Annotated in this window: 20 protein-coding genes; 14 read left to right on the forward strand and 6 right to left on the reverse strand. The window is 30.2% G+C overall.

The features are described from left to right. The first annotated feature begins 168 nt into the window (after nt 1–168). The 6 genes from OW730_RS07140 to nth all read left to right on the forward strand — a co-directional run bounded on the left by OW730_RS07140 (nt 169) and on the right by nth (nt 6,259). Nucleotides 169–1,359, forward strand: coding sequence for a glycine C-acetyltransferase (locus OW730_RS07140; RefSeq protein ID WP_333781263.1), 1,191 nt, complete (start codon nt 169–171; stop codon nt 1,357–1,359). Nucleotides 1,360–1,382: 23 nt separating this feature from the next. Beyond that, nucleotides 1,383–2,339 carry an L-threonine 3-dehydrogenase gene (locus tag OW730_RS07145; RefSeq protein ID WP_271228361.1) on the forward strand — a complete coding sequence of 319 codons (957 nt, stop codon included), beginning with the start codon at nt 1,383–1,385 and terminating at the stop codon, nt 2,337–2,339. Between the two features lie 285 nt (nt 2,340–2,624). Further along, nucleotides 2,625–2,981 (forward strand): four helix bundle protein, encoded by a 357-nt coding sequence (locus OW730_RS07150; RefSeq protein WP_271228362.1) that lies wholly within the window; start codon nt 2,625–2,627, stop codon nt 2,979–2,981. A 432-nt stretch (nt 2,982–3,413) separates the two neighbouring features. After that, nucleotides 3,414–4,340, forward strand: a complete 927-nt coding sequence (locus OW730_RS07155) for a hypothetical protein (protein ID WP_271228363.1) — start codon at nt 3,414–3,416, stop codon at nt 4,338–4,340. 15 nt (nt 4,341–4,355) lie between these two features. Further along, nucleotides 4,356–5,270 (forward strand): OmpA family protein, encoded by a 915-nt coding sequence (locus OW730_RS07160; RefSeq protein ID WP_271228364.1) that lies wholly within the window; start codon nt 4,356–4,358, stop codon nt 5,268–5,270. A gap of 362 nt (nt 5,271–5,632) precedes the next feature. Then, nucleotides 5,633–6,259 (forward strand): endonuclease III, encoded by a 627-nt coding sequence (gene nth / locus OW730_RS07165; protein WP_271228365.1) that lies wholly within the window; start codon nt 5,633–5,635, stop codon nt 6,257–6,259. Nucleotides 6,260–6,546: 287 nt separating this feature from the next. Here nth and OW730_RS07170 read toward each other — a convergent pair whose 3' ends face one another. Then, nucleotides 6,547–7,347 (reverse strand): DUF1189 family protein, encoded by an 801-nt coding sequence (locus OW730_RS07170; protein ID WP_271228366.1) that lies wholly within the window; start codon nt 7,345–7,347, stop codon nt 6,547–6,549. 260 nt (nt 7,348–7,607) lie between these two features. On the opposite strand from OW730_RS07170, the gene OW730_RS07175 reads away from it, so the two are divergent. The 5 genes from OW730_RS07175 to OW730_RS07195 all read left to right on the forward strand — a co-directional run bounded on the left by OW730_RS07175 (nt 7,608) and on the right by OW730_RS07195 (nt 13,398). Further along, nucleotides 7,608–8,759, forward strand: coding sequence for an NAD(P)-dependent malic enzyme (locus OW730_RS07175; protein ID WP_271228367.1), 1,152 nt, complete (start codon nt 7,608–7,610; stop codon nt 8,757–8,759). A gap of 413 nt (nt 8,760–9,172) precedes the next feature. After that, complete coding sequence (gene pepT / locus OW730_RS07180; protein WP_271228368.1) at nt 9,173–10,399, forward strand: peptidase T; 1,227 nt, start codon at nt 9,173–9,175, stop codon at nt 10,397–10,399. 199 nt (nt 10,400–10,598) lie between these two features. Next, complete coding sequence (locus OW730_RS07185) at nt 10,599–11,774, forward strand: TraB/GumN family protein (RefSeq protein ID WP_271228369.1); 1,176 nt, start codon at nt 10,599–10,601, stop codon at nt 11,772–11,774. 112 nt (nt 11,775–11,886) lie between these two features. Further along, a complete protein-coding gene (locus OW730_RS07190) occupies nt 11,887–12,546 on the forward strand; it encodes a type II toxin-antitoxin system VapC family toxin (RefSeq protein WP_271228370.1) in 660 nt (219 codons plus the stop codon). A 273-nt stretch (nt 12,547–12,819) separates the two neighbouring features. Further along, complete coding sequence (locus OW730_RS07195) at nt 12,820–13,398, forward strand: DUF6434 domain-containing protein (RefSeq protein WP_271228371.1); 579 nt, start codon at nt 12,820–12,822, stop codon at nt 13,396–13,398. A gap of 120 nt (nt 13,399–13,518) precedes the next feature. On the opposite strand, the gene OW730_RS07200 is transcribed toward OW730_RS07195, so the two are convergent. Then, nucleotides 13,519–14,259 (reverse strand): TIGR00266 family protein, encoded by a 741-nt coding sequence (locus OW730_RS07200; protein WP_271228372.1) that lies wholly within the window; start codon nt 14,257–14,259, stop codon nt 13,519–13,521. A 128-nt stretch (nt 14,260–14,387) separates the two neighbouring features. Between OW730_RS07200 and OW730_RS07205 the strand changes: the two genes are divergently transcribed. Beyond that, a complete protein-coding gene (locus tag OW730_RS07205) occupies nt 14,388–15,275 on the forward strand; it encodes a patatin-like phospholipase family protein (RefSeq protein ID WP_271228373.1) in 888 nt (295 codons plus the stop codon). Nucleotides 15,276–15,558: 283 nt separating this feature from the next. Here OW730_RS07205 and OW730_RS07210 read toward each other — a convergent pair whose 3' ends face one another. The 3 genes from OW730_RS07210 to OW730_RS07220 form a co-directional block, all read right to left on the reverse strand. Continuing rightward, nucleotides 15,559–16,197: a RusA family crossover junction endodeoxyribonuclease gene (locus OW730_RS07210; protein ID WP_271228374.1), complete on the reverse strand. Its 639-nt coding sequence runs from the start codon at nt 16,195–16,197 to the stop codon at nt 15,559–15,561. Between the two features lie 236 nt (nt 16,198–16,433). Then, complete coding sequence (locus tag OW730_RS07215) at nt 16,434–18,008, reverse strand: sensor histidine kinase (RefSeq protein ID WP_271228375.1); 1,575 nt, start codon at nt 18,006–18,008, stop codon at nt 16,434–16,436. Beyond that, on the reverse strand, nt 17,998–18,672 hold the full coding sequence (locus tag OW730_RS07220) for a response regulator transcription factor (RefSeq protein WP_271228376.1): 675 nt from the start codon (nt 18,670–18,672) through the stop codon (nt 17,998–18,000). Before OW730_RS07220 ends, OW730_RS07215 begins: the two co-directional genes overlap by 11 nt. A 256-nt stretch (nt 18,673–18,928) precedes the next feature. Between OW730_RS07220 and OW730_RS07225 the strand changes: the two genes are divergently transcribed. After that, on the forward strand, nt 18,929–19,639 hold the full coding sequence (locus tag OW730_RS07225; protein ID WP_271228377.1) for a class I SAM-dependent methyltransferase: 711 nt from the start codon (nt 18,929–18,931) through the stop codon (nt 19,637–19,639). 449 nt (nt 19,640–20,088) lie between these two features. After that, complete coding sequence (tsaD, locus tag OW730_RS07230; RefSeq protein WP_271228378.1) at nt 20,089–21,114, forward strand: tRNA (adenosine(37)-N6)-threonylcarbamoyltransferase complex transferase subunit TsaD; 1,026 nt, start codon at nt 20,089–20,091, stop codon at nt 21,112–21,114. 466 nt (nt 21,115–21,580) lie between these two features. Here tsaD and OW730_RS07235 read toward each other — a convergent pair whose 3' ends face one another. Then, a complete protein-coding gene (locus OW730_RS07235; protein ID WP_271228379.1) occupies nt 21,581–22,726 on the reverse strand; it encodes an AI-2E family transporter in 1,146 nt (381 codons plus the stop codon). Nucleotides 22,727–23,015 lie beyond the last annotated feature (289 nt).

Here is a 23,015-nt window from a genome sequence, read left to right on the forward strand (position 1 = left end):
TAGCTGTGCTTTTGTGGAGTGGTATAGTGCAGTGATAAAGGGGGATGCAAGAAGATTTAAAAGAAAATTCATTTTATTATTTTATTTCAAAAAGCTATACTAATAGTGTATAATATGAGTGAAGATTTAAACCAACATAATCTATATATGTTTTAGGAGGTAACTGTTGTGACAAGTAAACGATTAGATATGTTCTTAAATGAAGGGTTACAAGAATTAAGAGATAAAGGGTTATATAATGTAATAAATCCAGTTGAGGGGGCTAATGGTCCAATAATTTCAATTGAGGGTAAAGAACTTATTAACCTTTCAGCAAACAACTATTTAGGTTTAGCTACAAATTCAAGAATGAAAGAAGCTTGCATTAAAGCAACAGAAAAATATGGTGTAGGTTCTGGAGCTGTTAGAACAATCAACGGAACGCTAGATATCCATATTAAATTAGAGGAAAAATTAGCTCAGTTCAAGCATACTGAAGCAGCAATAGCTTTCCAATCAGGATTTAACTGTAACATGGCTGCAATTCAAGCTGTAATGGGAAAAGATGATGCTATATTATCTGATGAATTAAATCATGCATCAATTATTGATGGATGCAGATTATCAAAAGCAAAAGTTATTAGATTTGGTCACTCTGATATGGAGGACTTAAGAAAGAAGGCTAAAGAAGCAAGAGAATCTGGTGAGTATAACAAGATTATGGTTATTACAGATGGAGTATTCTCAATGGATGGAGATGTTTGTAAGTTACCTGAAATTGTTGAAATTGCAGAGGAATTTGATCTTATTACATATGTAGATGATGCTCATGGTTCAGGGGTACTTGGTAAAGGTGCAGGAACTGTTAAGCACTTCGGTTTATCTGATAAAGTTGATTTCCAAATAGGAACTTTATCAAAAGCAATAGGTGTTGTAGGTGGATATGTTGCTGGTAAAAGAAACTTAATTGATTGGTTAATGGTTAGAGGAAGACCTTTCTTATTCTCAACTGCAATCACTCCAGGAACAGCAGCAGCTTGTATTGAAGCTGTAAACATACTTACAGAGAGTACTGAACTTCATGATAAGTTATGGGAAAACGGAAACTACTTAAAGGCTGGATTAAAAGAGTTAGGATTCGATATTGGTGCTAGTGAAACTCCAATAACTCCATGTATAATTGGAGATGAGAAATTAACTCAAGAGTTCTCTAAGAGATTAAATGATGAGGGTGTTTACGCTAAGTCAATTGTATTCCCAACAGTTCCTAAAGGAACAGGAAGAGTAAGAAATATGCCATCAGCTGCTCATACAAAAGAGATGCTTGATAAGGCAATTGCTATATACGAGAAAGTTGGAAAAGAGTTAGGTATAATCTAATTTTATTCGCGGAGGAGAAGATCATGAAAAAGATTTTAGTAACAGGTGCCCTTGGTCAAATCGGGACAGAGCTAGTTATGAAGATGAGAGAAATCTATGGTAACGATAATGTAGTTGCTACAGATGTAAGAAAACCAGAAGGAAATAATGTAGTAGAATCAGGACCATTTGAGATTTTAGACGTTACAGATGGGGCTAGAATGAAAGAATTAGCTAAAGAGTACGAAGTTGATACTATAATTCATTTAGCAGCACTATTATCTGCAACTGCTGAAGCTAAGCCAATGCTTGCATGGGATATTAACATGGGTGGACTTGTAAATGCACTAGAAGCTGCTAGAGAGTTCAACTGTAAATTCTTCACACCAAGTTCAATTGGAGCTTTCGGACCAAACACTCCAAAGAAGAATACTCCGCAAGATACAATTCAGAGACCAACAACTATGTATGGTGTTAATAAAGTATCTGGAGAACTTCTATGTGATTACTATTATCACAAGTTCGGTGTAGATACTAGAGGGGTTAGATTCCCAGGACTAATTTCATACGTTGCACCTCCAGGAGGCGGAACAACTGATTATGCAGTTGATATATTCTATGAAGCATTAAAAAACAAGAAGTATACTTCTTATATAGCTGAAGGTACATGCATGGATATGATGTATATGTCAGATGCTGTTCAAGCAATCATAGATTTAATGGAAGCAGATCCAAGCAAACTTAAGCATAGAAATGCTTTCAATATTACAGCTATGAGTTTTGAACCAAGTGAAATTGCTGCAGAGATTAAAAAGCACATCCCTGAGTTTGAAATGGATTATGATGTAGATCCAATGAGACAAGGAATAGCTGATAGCTGGCCAGATTCAATTGATCCAACTGCTGCTAAAGAGGAGTGGGGATTCAAAGCTGAATTTGATTTAGCTAAGATGACTGCTGATATGCTTGAGAAGTTAAGAGAAAAAGGAATAGGTCAATAAAAAATGCCCAGCGCTTGCTGGGTTTTTTTAATGGAGAATGGGAAATGGAGAATGGAGAATGATGGACATTTCACTCTGTGAAATTTTAATTGTATTGTTCTTTGGTAGAATGAAGTTACTTGTTTCATTTTATGAAACATTGTATTGGAAAATAAGAATTTTTTATAAAAGAATATGGGTGCTCATTTAATCAAGGAAAATATTAGATTTTAAATTTTGCTTAGATGGATTACTTTAAATATATTGGGTAAGAATTTGACTATAAGTAATATGGAGGTGCTATAGTTGAAGGAGAATATTATCCAGAAGAAAAGTTTTGAATTTGCATTATGTGTAATAGATGTATATAAGGAATTAACTTTTGAGAAGAAAGAGTATGTATTATCTAAACAATTTCTGAGAGCGGGTACTAGTATTGGAGCAAATGTGGTTGAGGGTGATGAGGCTCAAAGTAAGAGGGATTTTATTTCTAAGATGGGGATAGCTCTGAAGGAGGCTCGTGAATCAAAATATTGGATAGAACTTCTTAATAGAGGTAAATATTTAGATGAATATAATTCACATAGATTAATTCAAAAGTGTGAAGAAATCATTAGGATTCTAAGGAGTATTATTAAAAGTTCTAAAGAAAATCAAGCATAGCAAAAAAACTCCCTGAGCGGAGTTTTTTTGAAAATGTATAATGTAGAATAAGTGATATTTCACTAGTGAAATTTTAATCCTATTAGTCCTTGGGCAATTGTGTTTTGCTTCTTTCACTATTGGTAAAATCCTGTTTTAAATACAATATTTTATCTAAAGATAAATGAGTAAAATATACTTCTCTAAAGAACAATAAGATGTAGTTTCTGCCCTAAAGCAGAAACATCCATCGTTCTCCATTCTCAATTCTCCATTCACCATTTGTTTTAAAAGTGTTATATTCAATAACTCGATCTACGGAAAACTCATTAAATGTTGTTATTTGTAATTATATAGTAACCTTTTGTAATTAAAATGTTACTATTTTCATCAAATTTTTTGATATTATTATATCAAGACATTTGTATTATAGGATGAAGGGAGAGAGATAAGATGTTTAGTAATAATATTACAATTTTTATTAGTGGTATAATCGTGGTTATTATGTTAATATCACTTGCATTTAGTGTGTATATAATGAAAACAATTAATAATATTAAAAGGGACTTTAATGAAGGTGAAGCAACTGGAAGTTTTGACACTGAGGTACTAAGAAATATTATTAAGACATATAGAAAAGCAGGAGAAAATAATGTAGGTGAAATTAATACTCAAGCAATTATTGAGAAAGAATTCAATGGAAGATTAAAGATGTTAAACACAGCTGAAAGATTTGTTAAGCATTCAAGTTCCCTAATGATTATTTTTGGATTATTAGGAACATTTGCAGGATTGACTATAGCAGTAGGTGAATTAGTATCAACTTTATCAGTAAACCAAGGAAGTATAGAAAGTGTAAGTGTAAGTGGTGTAATTGATGGATTATTAGATTCAATTGGAGGAATGAGTGTTGCGTTTACAACATCATTAGTAGGTATTATAGGTTCTATAATAATCACATTCATTAAAGTAATCATTAATCCAGTTCATATGAGGGAAGAGTTAATGGTTGCAACAGAAGAATATTTAGATAATGTTATATCTAAAGAGTTTATTAAAGAAGAAGTAGATAATATAGACGAAGTTGAAGAAAGATTTGAGAGATTATTTGATAGACTTACAGAACAGGTTGAAACAGGATATAAGAGAGTTATTGAGAGATCAGTTTCTGGGTTATTTGAAGTAGTTAAGGTTATGGAAACTAATGGCGCAAATATCAACAGTAGTGTGGAGAAATTTGATAGAACTATAGACAAGTTTGTTGATAATAGTAGAGAATTTTCACAATTCAATCATCATTTAAGAGATAACATATCAAGAATGAATGTAGCACTAAGTGACTTTACTGAGAACATAAAAGAGAAAGAAATCTCTAAATAAGGATGGGGTGATTATATGAAAAGAAGGAAGCGTTATAGAGATGGAGAGTCTGTAGAAAACTTTTGGCCATCCTTCACAGACATGATTTCAACCATTGCCCTTATATTGTTCTTGCTTGTATTCTTGGCATTTATTCAGCAAATTGTAACAGGAAGTAATTTAGAAGCTACTAAAAAAAGGTTGGAAGCAGAAAATAAGAAGCTTGAATTAACTACAGCTGCATTAAATAAAGAACAAGAGAAATTATTGTTAATGAAGCAAGAGTTAGAAACAACGAGAGCTGAAGTGGAACAAGGTCAACAGGCGCTTCAACTGTCTTTAATTCAGAGTGAAGAACAGAGAAAAATTATTGCTGAAAGTAATCAAGAACTTGGAAATTTAAGAGCGAAGCTTCAGAGTGTAGCGCTAATAAGAGTAAATGTATTAAATCAAGTTAAGGAAGCTATTGAAAAAGAAATGGGACAAGCTAATGGAGAGAATTTTGTCACAGTAGCTGAAAATGGTAACCTGATTTTAAGTGAATCTATTCTCTTTGATTCAGGATCATACCAGATAAAAAGTCAAAGTAAGGAGATACTTAATAGACTTGCGGTATCTTTTCAAAAGATATTAGAGGATGATGAAACAAGAAAATATATCGATGCTATCGAAATTCAAGGACATGCTGATGCCAGACAAGGAGCAATATCTAATAGTATGCTGTCATCTAATAGAGCTACTTCAGTAGTTGATTATTTAATGAGTGTAAATCCTGTTCTTGGGAAAAAATATGGTCAATATTTTGCAGCTAGTGGATACTCATCATATAGACCAAGGGTTGAAGGAGAGAATCAAGAAGCCTGGAAAGCAAATAGACGTATTGAGATATCAGTTATTGTAAAAGATCCAGCTATTAAGAACTTAATAAATGAATACTTGGAACAAGATTAATCAAAAGCACGCATGGCGTGCTTTTTTTAATGGATAATGGATAATGTAGAATGGAGAATGATTGACATTTCTCTTCGAGAAATTTTAATTATATTGATTCTTGGATAATAAGATTTTACTTGTTTCATTCATAATGAAACCTTGTAATTGAAATACAATATTTTATTTAAATATAAAATGAGTAAAAACATATTGTCCTAAAGAACAATAAGATATAGTTTCTGCCTAAAGCAGAAACATCCATCATTCTCCATTATCCATTCTCAATTCTCCATTTCTTTTAAAATTTTATTGTTTATGATATAATAATGATTATTAAGAGATAAGTATTTGTAGAATAACTTTTAAAGACGGGTGATTGGATGAAAAATAAAAAAGAAATAGATAAAATATTAGATGCCTTAGAAGAGCTATATCCAGATGCGCAATGTGAATTAAACTATAGAACTCCATTTGAATTGCTTGTGGCTACAATGTTAAGTGCACAGACAACTGACATAAAAGTAAATCAGGTTACAGAAAAATTGTTTGAAAAATACAAAGGTCCTGAAGAATTTGTTGATGCTGCTATAGAGGAACTTGAAAGTGATATTAAAGTAATTGGTTTATATAGGAATAAGGCTAAAAATTTAAAAAAGATGAGTGAAGCTATTTTAACAGATTATAATGGGGTTGTTCCAGATACTAAAGAAGAACTTATAAAACTTGCTGGTGTAGGAACAAAAACAGCTAATGTTGTATTGAGTAATGCTTTTAATGTTCCAGCAATTGCTGTTGATACTCATGTGTTTAGAGTTGCTAATAGGATAGGACTTGCACAAGGTAAAGATGTTAAGATTACGGAGGAGCAGTTAAGAGAAAATATAAAAATTGATAGATGGTCTAAGGCGCATCATTTATTAATATTTCATGGGAGAAGATGTTGTAAAGCTAGAAAACCAGATTGTGAGAATTGTAAGATAAACCACTATTGTGAGTTTTTTATCTAAGAGATAAAAATAAAATGTAAAATGTATAATGTAGAATGGATAATGATTGACATTTCTCTCCGAGAAATTTTAATATTGTTGATTCTTAAACAAGAGTAATTTACTCGTTTCATTTTGATGAAACGTTGTATTTAAAATACAATATTTTATCTAAGATAAAATGAGTAAAAATACTTTGTCCTAAAGAGCAATAAAATGTAGTTTCTGAGTTAGCAGAAACATCCATCATTCTCAATTCTCCATTCTCAATTCTACATTAAAAAATCACGGCGATAGCCGTGATTTTTTTACGCTCTTTTATCAAATTGAGTTCGTTCTTTTACAAGAGATTTTAATCCGTTAATAGTATATATATAAGCAAGTATATATATTATTAACGTAGTAATAATTGATGCTGAAAACATATAAAACTCTAACACTTTAAATATTAATGAAAGCGTAGCACCATGAGCCGCAAGTTTAAATAAATCACTGAATTTAATATATTTTTTATCAGCAGAAATATTCAACATGAAGGCAATTATTAAAATAAAAGTAAAGTTTGATATTAATAATGAGATTAGGAAATAAATAAATATCATAACAGGTGCCCACATTAATATTATGAGTGATTCCTTCACTATCTGGGTATCTATTGTATCTAGTGTAGTTCCTAAAGGACTAATAGGTAATTCGTATGGGAACACCAAAATGTTTCTATTATATTTTACGTAGGCTTTATCTTCAGATAAAACAATTCCTGAATTATAGAAAGCGAATTCTTCATATACAGACGATTCTTCTATTTTTGAGTTAATTGAGAATAATATATCATCATCACTAACTTTATAAGGATCAGATCCATTTACTATAAGTTTTCCATTTTCAATTTTAAGTTCAGGTAATTCATTAGAAACATATTTCTGAGAGAGAAAATCATAGAAGCCTTTTATTTCAACAAACGGCTTGTATACAATGAATACACTCAATAAAGTTGTTAATAATAAAACATAAACTATTGTTCTTGAGATTTTTTCTTTAGCATATCGTGAATAATCATCAAGTTTAAATATGCTATAAAATAAATCTAAAAAAATATTATTTTTCATATTTTCCTCCGAAAAATGCTAGCTTTTCTTTAAGTATTGACCATATATAGATAAAGAATACGTAAACTTAATTTATCTATACATAATAGTATAACAAATAATAGGTTTTTATTCTATAAAAAAGATTACAGCGGGTAATGAAAAGAAAGAATTTAAAAAAAATTTAAAATGTTACTTTGAGAGTGAAAGTATTTACCCATTATGGGAAAAGTGTTACAATAGCTTTGTGAAAGAACTTAATGTTATAAGGATGGTGTTGTATGAACATTAGAGAAGAAGCCCTTAGGGTTCACTGTGAGTTAGAAGGAAAACTGTCAATAGAATCAAAAATGAAGTTGAATTCCAGAGAAGATTTGTCCATAGCGTATACACCTGGAGTTGCAGAACCTTGTAAAGAAATTGCTGCAGATAAAGAAAAAGTATATAACTATACAATGAAGGGTAATACAGTTGCAGTTGTTACTAATGGAACAGCAGTATTAGGATTAGGTAATATAGGTGCGGAGGCATCATTGCCTGTAATGGAGGGAAAAGCTGTATTATTTAAAGAATTTGGTGATGTTAATGCCTTTCCTATATGCATTAATTCAGAAGATCCAGAAGAGATAATTAACACTGTTAAATTGATATCTCCTGGTTTTGGTGGAATAAATCTTGAAGATATCAAAGCTCCTGAATGTTTCTATATTGAAGAGAGATTAAAAAAGGAACTTGATATACCTGTATTTCATGATGATCAGCATGGTACAGCTATTGTGTGCTTAGCTGGGATTTATAATGCATTAAAGGTTGTTGAGAAAAAACTAAATGAAGTTAAGATTGTTATAAATGGAGCTGGAGCAGCAGGCACAGCTATATGCAAGTTATTAATTAAAGCAGGTGCAGAGAACATAGTTATGTGTGATATAAATGGGGCACTTGTTGAAGGTGATAGTACACTTAGCGATGCTCACAAAGAATTAGCTAAGATAACTAATAGAAATAAAGAAAAAGGGAAGTTAGAAGATATTATAAAGGGTGCTGATCTGTTTATAGGAGTATCAGCGGCTAATGTGCTTAAGCCTCATATGGTAGAGTCAATGGATAAGAATGCTGTTATATTTGCAATGGCAAATCCAAATCCAGAAATAATGCCAGATTTAGCTAAAGAAGCAGGGGCTAGAGTTGTTGCAACAGGAAGATCGGATTTCCCAAATCAGATTAATAATGTTCTTGTATTCCCAGGTATATTTAAAGGGGCTTTGGAATGTAGAGCAAAAGGTATTACAGATGAAATGAAGTTAGCAGCTGCAAGAGGGTTAGCTGATATGGTAAGTGAAGAGGACCTTTGTGAAGAGTACATTATTCCAAATGCACTTAATAAGGAAGTTGCGGATTCAATTGCAGAAGCTGTTAGAAGATATGCCGAATAAAATAAATTATAAGATACAATAAATTTATACTTTTATTTAGTGAAATGGTTCATGATAGAGAAACATTGTGATATAAAACATAACTGAAAAGTTGAAAATGGAAAGTGGAAAACGATGGAGGTTTTGCTTCGCAAAACTAGATTTTATTGTTCTTTAGAACAAGAGGGTTTACTCATTTTATTTTTAGATAAAATACTGTAATTTAGAATACAAGGTTTCATTAAGATGAAACGAGTAAATTGTTTTTATCCAAAGAACAATATGATTAAAATTTCTCGAAGAGAAATATCCTACGTTTTCAACTTTCAATTTTCCACTTTCAACTTGCTTTTCTAAAGCGCAAAGGTTTATTATTAAGCAACATAAAGTTATGAAAGAAAATATGAAATAATATTTGAAAGGGAGTAAGGAATATGAGCAAGGTTGTGGAAAGGTTTTTAGAGTATGTAAAATTTGATACAAAATCAGATGAGACATCAAATACTGTGCCTTCAACAGAAAAACAGAAGAAATTAGGGCTTAGACTGGTTGAAGAATTACAGGAGATTGGGCTTGAAAATGTTTCAATGGATGATAATGGGTATGTAATGGGTGAATTACCAGCAAATTGTAATGATGATATACCTACAATAGGATTCATAGCACATATGGATACAGCTCCTGATATGTCTGGTGAAAATGTAAATCCTCAAATAGTTGAAAACTATGATGGAGGAGATATTATTTTAAATAAAGAAAAGAATATTGTATTATCTCCAAATGATTTCCCAGATCTTAAAGATTATATAGGGAAGACACTTATCACAACTGATGGAACTACACTTCTTGGTGCTGATGATAAAGCTGGTATAGCTGAAATCGTTACTGCTGTGGAAAGAATTAAGAGTAATCCAGAAATTAAGCATGGTAAAATAATGGTTGGATTTACGCCTGATGAAGAAGTAGGAAGAGGAGCAGATCATTTTGATGTTGAAAAATTTGGTGCTGACTTTGCCTATACTATGGATGGTGGTTTCATAGGAGAATTACAATTTGAAAATTTCAATGCTGCAGGTGCTAAAGTAACTATAAAAGGAAGAAATGTACATCCTGGTAGTGCTAAGAATAAGATGGTGAATTCAACATTCATTGCTAATAAGTTTATTAATGAGTTACCAGAGAAAGATAGACCAGAGAATACTGAAGGTTATGAAGGATTCTATCACTTGATTTCATTTAATGGATCAGTTGAGGAGAGTACACTTACATATATTATTAGAGAGCATGATAGTAAAAAGTATGAAGAAATGATGAAGTTCATGAAATCTCTTGAAGAGAAGTACAATGCACAATATGGTGAAGGTACTGTTAAAATAGAGATAAAAGAACAATATAAGAACATGAAAGAGAAAATAGAGCCAGTAATGCATATTGTAGACAATGCTAAGAAGGCTATGGAGGAAGTAGGGGTAGAACCTAAGATACTTCCAGTTAGAGGCGGTACTGATGGAGCTAGATTATCTTTCATGGGATTACCAACACCAAATATATTTACAGGTGGACATAACTTCCATGGTAAGTACGAGTATATTCCTACACATTCTATGGAAAAAGCTGTAGATGTTATAGTAAAGATAATAGATATTTACTCACAAAAATAAAAATAAAAAAAATGGATGATAGCAACTATCATCCTTTTATTATTTTGAGGGCTAAATTTGTATGGGGGGGAAATACATATAGTTAAGGGGACAATAACTATATTACCAATATATGTAGTTTATTTAAAATTGTGAGTAATTTTAACCACATTATGATATAATTATTTTAAAATATTTTAATAAGTTAAGAGGTGATATAGTGGAGAATGAGAATATACATAGAGTGCAGTATGGTGAAAAAGAATATATTTTAATAGCCACTGCACATGTATCAAAGAGAAGTGTTGAAGAAGTTAAAGAGGTTATTGAAAGGGAAAAACCGGATTCAGTATGTGTTGAATTGTGTGAGAATAGATATGAAACTATAAAGGATAAAGATAAGTGGAAAAATACTGATATTTTTGAAGTTATAAAAAGTGGAAAATCGCTTTTGTTTTTAGTAAATATCCTTTTATCATCATATCAGAAAAAAATGGCTAAAAAATTTGGTATTGAACCAGGTGGTGAGATGATTCAAGGAATTAAATCAGCAGAGGATATAGGTGCTAATTTAGTGTTAGCGGATAGAGATATACAAACAACATTCTCTAGAATTTGGGGGAATATTGGATTATGGGGAAAAGTTAAATTAATGTTTCAAGCTATTATGAGTGCCTTTGGAGATGAAGATATTAGTGAGGAAGACCTTCAAGAATTAAAATCTGAAGATATGCTTACGAATGTTTTAAATGAATTATCTACATCATTTCCACAGCTTGCTACTCCGTTATTGCATGAAAGAGATAAATATTTAGCTCATAAAATAAAAGAAGCTGAAGGTGATAAAGTCGTAGCTGTTTTAGGTGCAGCGCATGTTCCAGGTATAAAGAAAGAACTTTTAAATGAAAGTGAGACCGATATTGATGAACTATGCATAAAGCCAAAGAAGAAAAAAATAGGTAAATTCATTGGGTGGGGAATATCAATAGGTATAATATCATTAATTGCATATACCTTGTACTCAAATAGAAGTGATGGTTTAGAGTCAATTTTAAGTTGGGTAATTTGGAATGGATCCTTATCTGCCATTGCAGGGGCTATTGCATTTGCACATCCATTAGCCATATTGACTGCGTTTGCAGTAGCACCAATAAGTTCACTTAATCCATTATTAGCTGCAGGTTGGTTTGCTGGTATTGTTGAAGCATATAAGCGAAAACCTAATGTAAGTGATTTCGAGTCTTTACCTGATGATGTAAGTTCAATAAAAGGGATATGGAAAAATAGAGTTTCAAGAATACTTTTAGTTGTTATTTTTGTTAATTTAGGAAGTACGGTTGGGACTTTAATTGGTGGAGCAGAGGTTATTAAACTGTTTCTTCAAAATATTTTATAGAAAAATTCGTATAATCTTAGGATATCAGCATAACAAAATATATTTTTAATAAAATGTAATATAGCTATATTTTAGGAGAGATATATGTTGGTTAAAATGAAGACAGGAATATTTGAAAACATTTAATTATCCATTTGAAAATATTAAATTTAATAAGCATACTAAGATACTAGTAGACACTTGTTTTCTATTATCTCTTCTATATGATAAAGATCCTAAAAATAATGAATGTATTTTAACCTTCAAAACACTCCTTGCCAGCGAATGTAAGTTATGTATAAATGATATTGTAACAGCAGAATTTATTAATCAAATACAGAAAAAAATGTTTATAAATGATTTAAAATTCAAATGGGATAAAACAGAACCAATTAATTCAAGACCTAATATAAACTTAATTGTTGCATGTTTTAGTAAAAATGATAGAAGAATTATTAAAGAAAGAAGATTTGAGAAGTTTCATTATATACCTTTTAATAAATATTTTCATAACATTGCTAAAAACCCTTGGAAAAGAGATTTATTAAAAGTGTATTATGAGAAAGCAGTAGAGATGCATACTCAAGTCGAACAAGCGATGAATTTGAAATATGTGACAATTAATAAAGAAAGCATTGCTTTAGCAAAAGAATTTATGAAGAAGTTTATGTTATCAGTAAATGATGCCTATCATTTGGCATGTGCTGAATATAACGGTGTTAATTACCTTTTAACATTAGATTGTGATTTTGAAGAGATAAGAGAATCGAATATTGATATACTTAAGATATAAAAGAAGATGAGCTTTTTTGCTCATCTTCTTTTATATCTAATGGAGAATGGGAAATGGAGAATGGAGAATGATGGATATTTCACTACGTGAAATTTTTGAATTTTGTTGGTTGTTAGACAAGAGGGCTCGTTCCCTAGGGCAAACATTGCCTATATTAAATAATCTAGAGATTATAAAAATAACTTTACATAAATCTATAGAAATATATGGTTTAATAATTAAATAATGTATGGTTATATTAATATATAGATAAGAAATTGTAGGAGGAGAAGAATGACTAAAAGACCAATATTAAATAAAGATTTGAATAGTAAAACTTTTCTAGAGTATTATTATCTGAAAGAAGAACTCATTACATTTTGTAGGAATGAGGGACTATCAACAAGTGGTAGCAAAATTGAATTAACTGATAGAATTGAACATTTTTTAGATACAGGAGAAAAGAAAAAATCTGAATCTAAAAAGAAAACAAAAACAATTGATATTGGAACTATAACAGAAGAAAGTAAAATTGAAGATAATTTCGTTTGTTCAGAAAAACACAGAGCATTTTTCAAGAAAAAAATTGGAGATTCCTTTTCTTTTATTGTGATATTTCAAAAGTGGTTAAAAGAGAATACAGGAAAGACATATAAAGAGGCAATAGATGCTTATTATCAAATTTTAGAAGAAAAGAAAAAAGGTAGAACAACAATAGATAGACAATTTGAATACAATACTTATATTAGAGATTTTTTTGCTGATAATGAAGGGAAATCTCTTGAAGATGCAATTAAGTGTTGGAAATATAAAAAAGGATTTAAAGGGCATAATCGGTATGAAAAAACAGATTTAATTGCATTGGCTATATAGTTTCAAATTCAAAGTTATCTGAATGATTTTAATATTATGCAAAATAAATAGAAAACGGACAAGTATACTCCTGTCCGTTTTACTTATGATTATTTATCAACACTTCTTTTAAAGGTTTTATTAGTTGTTTGATCTTTGTGGTGGCATAGCTGCAATAACCTTATCTGCAAGTTTACTGAATGGAAGAGATTGTATCCAAACCTTTCCTGGTCCTCTTAGTGTAGCAAAGAAGAAACCTTCTCCACCAAATAAAGAATTTTTAACTCCTCCTACGAACTCTATGTTATAATCAACATCAGAAGTCATAGCAACAAGACAACCAGTATCAACTTTTATCATTTCTCCAGGAGCTAGTTCACGTTCTGCTATTGTTCCACCAGCATGTATGAAAGCTAATCCATCGCCTTCTAATTTTTGTAGTATAAATCCTTCTCCACCAAAGAAACCAGCACCAATTTTTTTGCTGAATTCCATACCAATGGAAACTCCTTTAGCTGCACATAAAAAAGCATCTTTTTGACAAATAATTTTATGACCTAGAGTAGAGAGATCTAATGGTATTATTTTACCAGGGTAAGGAGATGCGAATGAAACATGTTGGATTCCGTGACCTCTATTTGTAAAAAGAGTCATGAATAAACTTTCACCAGTAATAAGTCGCTTACCTGCCCCAAAGAGTTTACCCATGAACCCTCCTGTTTGTTCAGAACCATCACCGAAGATTGTTTCCATCTCAATATTTTGATCCATCATCATCATTGCACCAGCTTCAGCAACTGTACTTTCCCCTGGATCTAGCTCTATTTCAACAAATTGCATGTCATCTCCATAGAGTTTATAATTAATTTCATGTGAATTCATAAAAAAACCTCCCATTAAATCTATGTAGTAGTTATCTATAACATTAATATATCATAATCATTTATATTTAGAATAAAAAACATTGAAAATTAATAATATTTTAATATAGTAATAAATGGGAGAATAATATGAAAGCAAATCTTGTGTGTGCTGGAGGTGGCTTAAGAGGAGTTGGAATCGTAGGAGCACTATGTGCTCTTGAGAGAGAAGGAATTTCATGGGAGAAAGCTGCAGGAGTATCATCAGGAGCAATAATCGCATCATTAATTGCTGTCGGATATACAGCTCATGAGATAAAAAAGATGATGATAGATTTTAATTTTCTCAAATTTAAGGATAAAGGAGTATTAGGGAAGATACCCTTTGTAGGAAATGCTATTGGGTTAGTTAAAGATAAAGGAATATATTCAGGAAAAAAACTAGAAAAGTGGATGGAAAAGCTCTTAGAAGAAAAAGGGGTAAGAACATTTCAAGATCTTAATGGAGATAACGGAATGAGATTGAAAGTTATAGCGTCAGATATAACAAGTAAAAAGGAAATGATAATGCCAGATTGTTTCGAGGAATATGGGATTGATATAAATAAGTTTACAGTTGCAAAAGCTATTAGGATGAGTGTTAGTATACCATTATTTTTTAAACCAGTTAAAATAAAGGTAGATGGTGTTCTTCACTATATTGTTGATGGTGGAGTATCTACTAATTTTCCAATAGAAATTTTTGATAGAGAAAATAATAGCATAGAAACTATAGGAATAGATTATAAGTATACTGAGAATTATGGAATAAAACAGGATAATGCAATCTCATATGTTCTTGATATTGCTGATACACTTACAGCTGATAGGGTTAGACCAGCTTTAACTGAGAAAAATATTAAAAGGACTATTTTAATACCCTGTAATGATCTTCCTATAACTGAATTTAAACTCTCACGAGAAGCTATAATAAAATTATTTAAGGATGGGTATAAGAGTGCTAGGGTGTTTGTTCAGAAAAGAGGAGTAAAAACATAATGGAGAATTGAGAATGTAGAATGGAGAATGCTGGACATTTCTCTACCGAGAAATTTTAATATTATTGTTCATTGAGCAATAATAGTTTACTCCCTTCATCAATGATGAAATATTGTAGATAAAATACAATATTTTATCATTGTATAAAATGAGTAAAGTAATGTTGTCTTATGGAGCAATAAAATATTGTTTCTGTATATGCAGAAACATCCATCATTCTCAAATTCTTTTAAAGTTTTTTAGTAGTATACATATTTTAGATGCTTTCTCTAGCATTTATATTTTAAAATAGTTTTTTAAAACAAGTTTTGCATATTAACATTGATCCCTTATTAGCAGAAACGGCACTGTCTTTAGTGATTGCCTTTCCACAGATATGACATGAAATTTTATTTGATGTTCTTTGTTTAGAAACTTCTTTTTTAGCTTTGAGGTTTGTCTCAACTGTTTTCTTTCTGTTAGGTGGTGGAGAGTAATCTACTGGTTCAAGAGGGGTAGCTCTTTTTTTTATAGAATATTCCATTGAATATTCGCTCTCTCCGAAGAGTTCGAGTTCAAATCTTGGATTAGTTTTATCATAGAATTCTTCTATTATCATATGTTTTATTTGTGCATCATTAACAATTAAACCGCTCTTTTCAATACCATCAAATATACTCTTTGTAATATTGTTGGTATCCGGATGTCTTTTTTCGCTTTTATAAAAAACCTTTAAGATTGCAATTACTCCTTGAGTTATCACAATACCAGGATTTTGAGAGCGTGCTTGCAGTGCTATTTCTTCTTCATAAAGAGCATATCTATCATGATATTTTCCAGAGTTATATGGAAGAATAGCTCTACCGTTAGAATTAAAAAGTTTAAAGTTTGATTTTGAAATAGGTGAGCCCTTTACAACTACCTTTGCATATAAATCACCCATGTAAGTCTCCTTCCTATTTTATGTTTTTATTATATAGGAAATTATAGATTTTGAATTTGTGGAAAGTTGCTGATTACAATGGGGTTTTGTTTTTTGAAAAGAGTAATAATGTATTTAAATTCAATATTTTATCATAGATAAAATGAGAAAACTCTTCTTGTCCTAAAGAACAACAAAATGTAGAATCTCACGTAAGTGAGATTCATCCATCATTCTCAACTCTCAATTCTCAATTCTCAATTTCTTTTTAGGCTTATTAAAAATGATACTCCATTTTTTTCGTTTTGTATAGTGATTTCACCATCATGAATGTCGATTATATTCTTAGCAATAGCAAGACCGAGTCCATAATTTCCTTTAGAACCTTTAAAGAATGGTTCAAAGATATTATCCATTACCTTAGGAGAGATATTTTCTCCATCATTGAATATATTAACTATTAAATTATTCTTATTAGAAGTAAACGTAATTGATACTTCAGTTTTAGCATATCGTAGCGAATTATCTATGATATTTTCAAAAACTACTTTTAATTGATCTGATATTCCATCGATAATGCAGTCAAATAAATCTTCTTTAAGCTGCACGTTACCTTTTTTTGCTTTAAAAGAATAGCAAACATCATCAATTAAAGATTTTAAATTAATAGGTGTTTTTTCAATTACTTCATGTTTAGTCATATAGTTAAGTTTAGTTAAATAAAGCAGATCCTTTATTCTTTCTTGTAGACGTAAAGCTTCTGAATCAATAGTTTTTATTGAATCCTCAAGAGTACCTTTAGGAAAAATACCATCATTTACGGCTTGAGCGTAACTTCTAATAATCATTACAGGAGTTTTTAATTCATGAGATATTTTTTGGAGCATCCATTGTTCCTGCTCATAGTTTTTTACAAGTTCACGTCTCATTCCTTCGATAGAATATGAAAGTTCTCCTATTTCATCCATTCTATCAACTGTAAGAGGAGTATTCCAATTTCTTTCACCAATATTTTTTACAGCTATTTTAAGTTTCTTAAGAGGTTTGGTTAAGTACTTAGAAAGTAATATTCCAAGAATTAAGGCTACTAATGTACCACCTAAAAGAAATGGGAGTATATTACTTAAAATTTCATTAACAAGAGTATTAGTTGTGTTATTGGACGAATAAGTCATTATTCCTTTCAGTTTTTTTTCTGATGAATTGTACTTATCAAGGGAACTAATCATCTTTGTGGCTGTAGAACCTGAATTACTGCTTAATATATAGCTTTTGATATTGTTATATATTTTCTCTTCAGTTTTGGTTAATTTATAGTAAATAGGATATACTTTAGAATTCTTAAGTTTGAATTCATAATAATATTCCTTAGAATCTTCTTCTTGATTTTCAAATTGAGTATATACCATTTTCAAAAACTTTCTTTGATCTTTTAAAGGAATATCTCTGTGGATGTTTGCTCTTAAAATAAAATCAAATTCAGAATATATATGTTTAATGTATACATCTTTAAACCTGTTAGAAGATGGTAATTTGAATGTTTGAGCATTTTTGTCCTTCAGAAATATATCTTCCTTCATAGAATTTTGATTAGAGCCTTTACTTGAATCGTTGTTAGTGAATTTATTTGACTTTACTTTGCTATATAGGAATTTGCTTAAATTGAGTATTTCGGTCTCTTCGGCATATTCCATAAGGTTATACAAATCCTTTTTAAATGACGTTTTTAATGATAGAGTAAGTGTTGATGTAAACAATAGTACAAAAAATACTATGAAAGTTGTAAATATTATGGAGAACTGTACAGATAGAGAGTAGTTTTTAAACTTCATTTAGCCTGTACCCAAATCCATATATTGTTTCTAAGTTCAAATTAGAAAATTTCTTTCGTATTCTTCGTATTAAATCATCTACAACTCTATCACTTCCAAAATAGTCATTTCCCCATATTTTTAATAAAATTTGCTCTCTAGAAAAGGCTGTACCTATATTATTAAAAAGAAAATTTAATAAATCATATTCTTTTGAGGTTATTTCAATTTCAGTATCTTTAAAGAAAATCTTTCTTTTGTTCTCATCAATCCTATAATCTCCTAAAGTAAGTGTCTCTGATTTTTTTTGGGAAATACTTGTTGAGTATACTCTTTTAAGAAGTTTTTTTGTTCTAATAATAAGTTCAATTGGTAAAAATGGTTTAGCTAGATAATCATCGCTTCCCATCTCTAGTCCAATAACTCTATCTATATCTTTATCTCTAGCAGATATAAAGATAACAGGTGTATTTTCATTTTTATTTTTAATCTTTTTAATTAATTCAAATCCATCACAATCAGGAAGCATTATATCTAATATCCATAAATCAGGTTCATCGTTTATATGATCTAATACTTCAGAACCAGTGAGAAAGGATTTTATATTCCAACCTTCTTGCCTTAGGTAAGTAGATAATATTGTATTCAGATCTTTTTCATCCTCAACTAAATATATTGAGTACATATTCTTTCGCTCCTTTGAGAATAATTTTAATAATATATAATTAACTAAATTTTGTTAACATATGTATTTTAAACATCTAATGTTTTTAGGTAGTTTAAAATGAAATATGGTTACAAAATTTTATTCAATAATAGTAACATAAGTAACAATCATTACTTGGACAAAGTAGTATAATATAAACATAATTTTATTATACCAAGAAAAAGGTGTTTATTTTTGAAAAATATTATGTGAAATTATGTGAGAGGTGATAGAGATGAAGTTTTATGATATATTAAGTAAATATTATGATACAATTTTTCCCTTTAGTAAGATCAAAAAAGAGTTTCTTATGGAGGAATTCAGTAATCAAGAAAGAATACTTGATGTTGCATGTGGAAGTGGTACTTATTCCCTAGAACTTGATGAAGAAGGAAAAAAAGTTACAGCTATAGATCTTGATGAAAAGATGGTAGAACTATTAAGAAAAAAGAAAATACCAAGTAGTAAAGTTTCAGAAATGGTCATGGATATGACAAAGATTAAAGAATTAAATCAAGAGTTTGATGGTATTTTTTGTATAGGAAACTCACTTGTTCATTTACCAAATAAAAAGGTTATAGCTGATTTTATTGATGATTGTTATGACGTTTTAAGTGAAAATGGAAAAATGATAATACAAGTGATAAATTACGATAAAATTTTAAAAGATAATATGAAGGGATTGCCTGATATAGTTAGAGATGAAGGTGGACTTAAATTTATTAGAGATTATATTATGAAAAATAATGGAAACATAGAATTTAAAGGAACAATAAAATTTCATAGTGGAGAAGAATACGTAAATTCAGTTGAACTTGTACCGATTCTTAAAGATGAACTACAAGCGTGCTTTAAGAGATTTGAAAAAGTTACTTTCTATGGGGGATTTGATAAGAAACCATGGAGTTTAGCAACCTTGCCTACAGTAATAGTTGCTGAAAAATAACAATTTGATGTATAATAGATACTTAGATAAAGATATATAAAGAGTTGAATAAATACATTTGTATTCTACTTCATAATAGAGAAACATTATGACATAAAACATAACTGAACAGTTGAAAGTGGAAAGTGGAAAACGATGGAGGTTTTGCTCTGCAAAACTATATTTTATTGTTCTATAGAACAATAGAGGTTTACTCATTTTATCTTTAGATAAAATATTGTAATTTAGAATACAAGGTTTCATTAAGATGAAACGAGTGAACTATTCTTGTCCGAAGAACAATATGATTAAAATTTCTCGAAGAGAAATATCCTACGTTTTCAACTTTCAATTTTCCACTTTCAATTTGCTTTTAGAAAGCGCAATGGTTTTTTATTATGGAACAAGATTTGGTGTAATTAGCTTATTCAATCTAGATAGATAAAAGGAAGAGCGTGGTGTAAATAAGCATGAAAGATAAAGTAACTATATTAGCTATTGAATCAAGTTGTGATGAAACAGCTGCAGCAGTAGTTGTTAATGGAAGAGAGGTTCTATCAAATGTAATATCATCTCAAATTGATGTTCATGAAAAGTTTGGTGGTGTAGTACCTGAAGTTGCTTCAAGAAAGCATATAGAGGGAATTTCAGCAGTGGTTCAGAAGGCATTAGATGAAGCGAAGATAAAACTGGAAGATGTTGATGCTGTAGGAGTTACATATGGACCAGGATTAGTAGGAGCGTTATTAGTCGGGTTGCAATACGCTAAAGGTTTAGCATATTCACTTAATGTACCTTTAATAGGTGTAAATCATATAGAGGGACATATTTGCGCAAATTTTATAGAGCATAAAAATCTTGAACCACCATTTGTTTGTCTTGTTGTATCAGGTGGACACACATTTATTGTATACATGAAAGATTATGGTGAATTTGAGGTCATAAGTAAAACAAGAGACGATGCTGCAGGTGAAGCTTTTGATAAGGTAGCAAGAGCAATAGGCCTTGGATATCCAGGTGGACCAAAGATAGATAAAATATCAAAAGAGGGGAATGAGGATGCTATTATATTCCCAAGAGCAAAAATGGATGATAAAAACTCATTAGATTTTTCATTCAGTGGAGTTAAATCAGCTGTACTTAATTATTTAAATAAAATGAATATGAAGAATGAAGAAATAAATAAGGCTGATGTAGCTGCTTCATTCCAAAAAGCTGTTGTTGGAGTGTTAGTTGATAATGCTATAAAAGCTTGTGAAATGAAGAAAGTAAATAAAATAGCTATTGCCGGAGGCGTTGCAGCAAATTCCTGTTTAAGAGAGACCATGGAGAGGGAATGTAAAAAACATAATATTGATGTTTTATTCCCACCTATGGTACTTTGTACAGACAATGCAGCAATGATAGGGAGTGCAGCTTATTATGAATACCAAGCTGGAAGAGAAGCGGCTATAGATATTAATGCTATACCTAATCTGAAACTTGGAGAAAGATAGGAGTAAAAGATAATGGAGAATGGAGAATGGAGAACGATGGACATTTCTCTTCGAGAAATTTTAATTATATTGTTCCTTGGATAATAGGTGTTTACTTGTTTCAGTTTTAATGAAACATTGTACTTGAAGCTCAACATTTTTCCATTGATAAAACCAGAAAATATATTTTCTAAAAAATATAACCCTTTGTTGATTTGAATGACAATGATATATTTAAGCAGAAAAAAGTTGGTCACATTTTTATGTAACCAACTTTTTATATTTCTAAAAGTTAGAGTTATTGAAAAATAGTAAAGAACATATTGTATGGAAAATACAATATTTTATCTAAAGATAAAATAAATAAAATAAAACCTCCTTGTCCTAAAGAACAATAAAATGTAGGTTCTGACCTAAGTCAGAACCATCCATCATTCTCCATTCTCCATTTTCAATTATCCATTTGTTTAACGGTTTGTCTTGTGTTTTAAGTTTCAATGTCCTCACTGGAAAGCTTTTTTGTTTTATTAATGCGACCTTCCAGGAATCTTTCAAAATTACTCCTTAAAATGGCTACTATAGGAACACTTACAAACATACCTAATATTCCAAAGGCTGCTCCTCCGATAATTATAGCTATAATAACCACTAATGGGTCAAGACCAACAGAATCACCAAGGATTTTAGGTCCGATTAGCCATCCATCAAGCTGTTGTAATACGATTATAAATATGAGAACACCAAGGCCTTTTTCCCATTGACCAGATGCTAAGAGAGCTATTAGGGCTGATGGGAACATTCCTATAAATGGTCCGAAATAAGGAATCATATTAGTTATTCCTACTATGAAACTTATTAACAATGCAAATGGGATTTTCATTAAACTTAATCCAATAAAGCAAAGCACAGCGATAATAAAGGAATCTAAAGATTTACCCACTATGTACTTTGAAAACACTTCATGTATTTCTCGCACGTTAAAAAGTAAACTATCGTACCTTTTTTCAGGAAGTAAAGATTTTAAAGTTCTATTAGTATAGTTAGTTAGTCTTTCTTTATCTTTTAAAACATACATTGAAATAATCAGTCCAAAAATTAGTTTCATCAATGAGGTAGTTATGGACATTACAGTTGATACTGTAACATTTACTCCTGACACTATAGATGTAAATGAATCAGAAATTGCTGATGAGAATGTTCCAATTATTTTCGTTAGATTAGAGTTTAAATCGAATTCTCGTATGAATTCAATGTTAACAAATGACTCTTGAAGAGATTTAACAATATTTATGATTTCTTCTTCAGGAGGAATTAAATCTATCAATTCTTGAATACTTCTGCCTATTTCCGGAATTAAACTTGTAAAGAGTGCAGCAATGGTTCCAAATAAAATTGCATACACGATAACTAAGGATAAAACTCTAGGAACTTTAATTTTTTTCTCAATATAAGAAAGTGGAAAGTTCATAAGATACGCTATAGCAAGTCCCCAAATAATGGTGCTTAAGCTTGGAAGAAAAGAAGTAATGGCACTTGCAATTCCTTCAAAATTATCTATAACTTTATATAATATTAGAGAAATTATAATTAAAGGTAAGAATTCTATAAATGGAATATGTTTTTTTTTGAACAATCAAATCCCCCCCATAATCTATTACTAAAAATTGTATATTATAATATTTAACTGTAATTATTATAATTATACCAAAAAAACATAAAAACATCTTTTTAATTTATTGTTAAAATTCTCAAATATAAAATTTAAAGAAAATCTATGTATTTATTGATGAAAAATGAAATTTATTAAAATCAAATTTTAAAATTTTTCAGGAAATATTAAAAATAATGGGTTGTCTATTGAAAATATTGGAATTATATGATAGCCTAAGATTGTGAAGCAATATTAAGGGAATCTAAATAAA

The sequence above is a fragment of the Oceanirhabdus sp. W0125-5 genome (assembly GCF_027938815.1).
Classification (GTDB): Bacteria; Bacillota; Clostridia; order Clostridiales; family Clostridiaceae; genus Oceanirhabdus.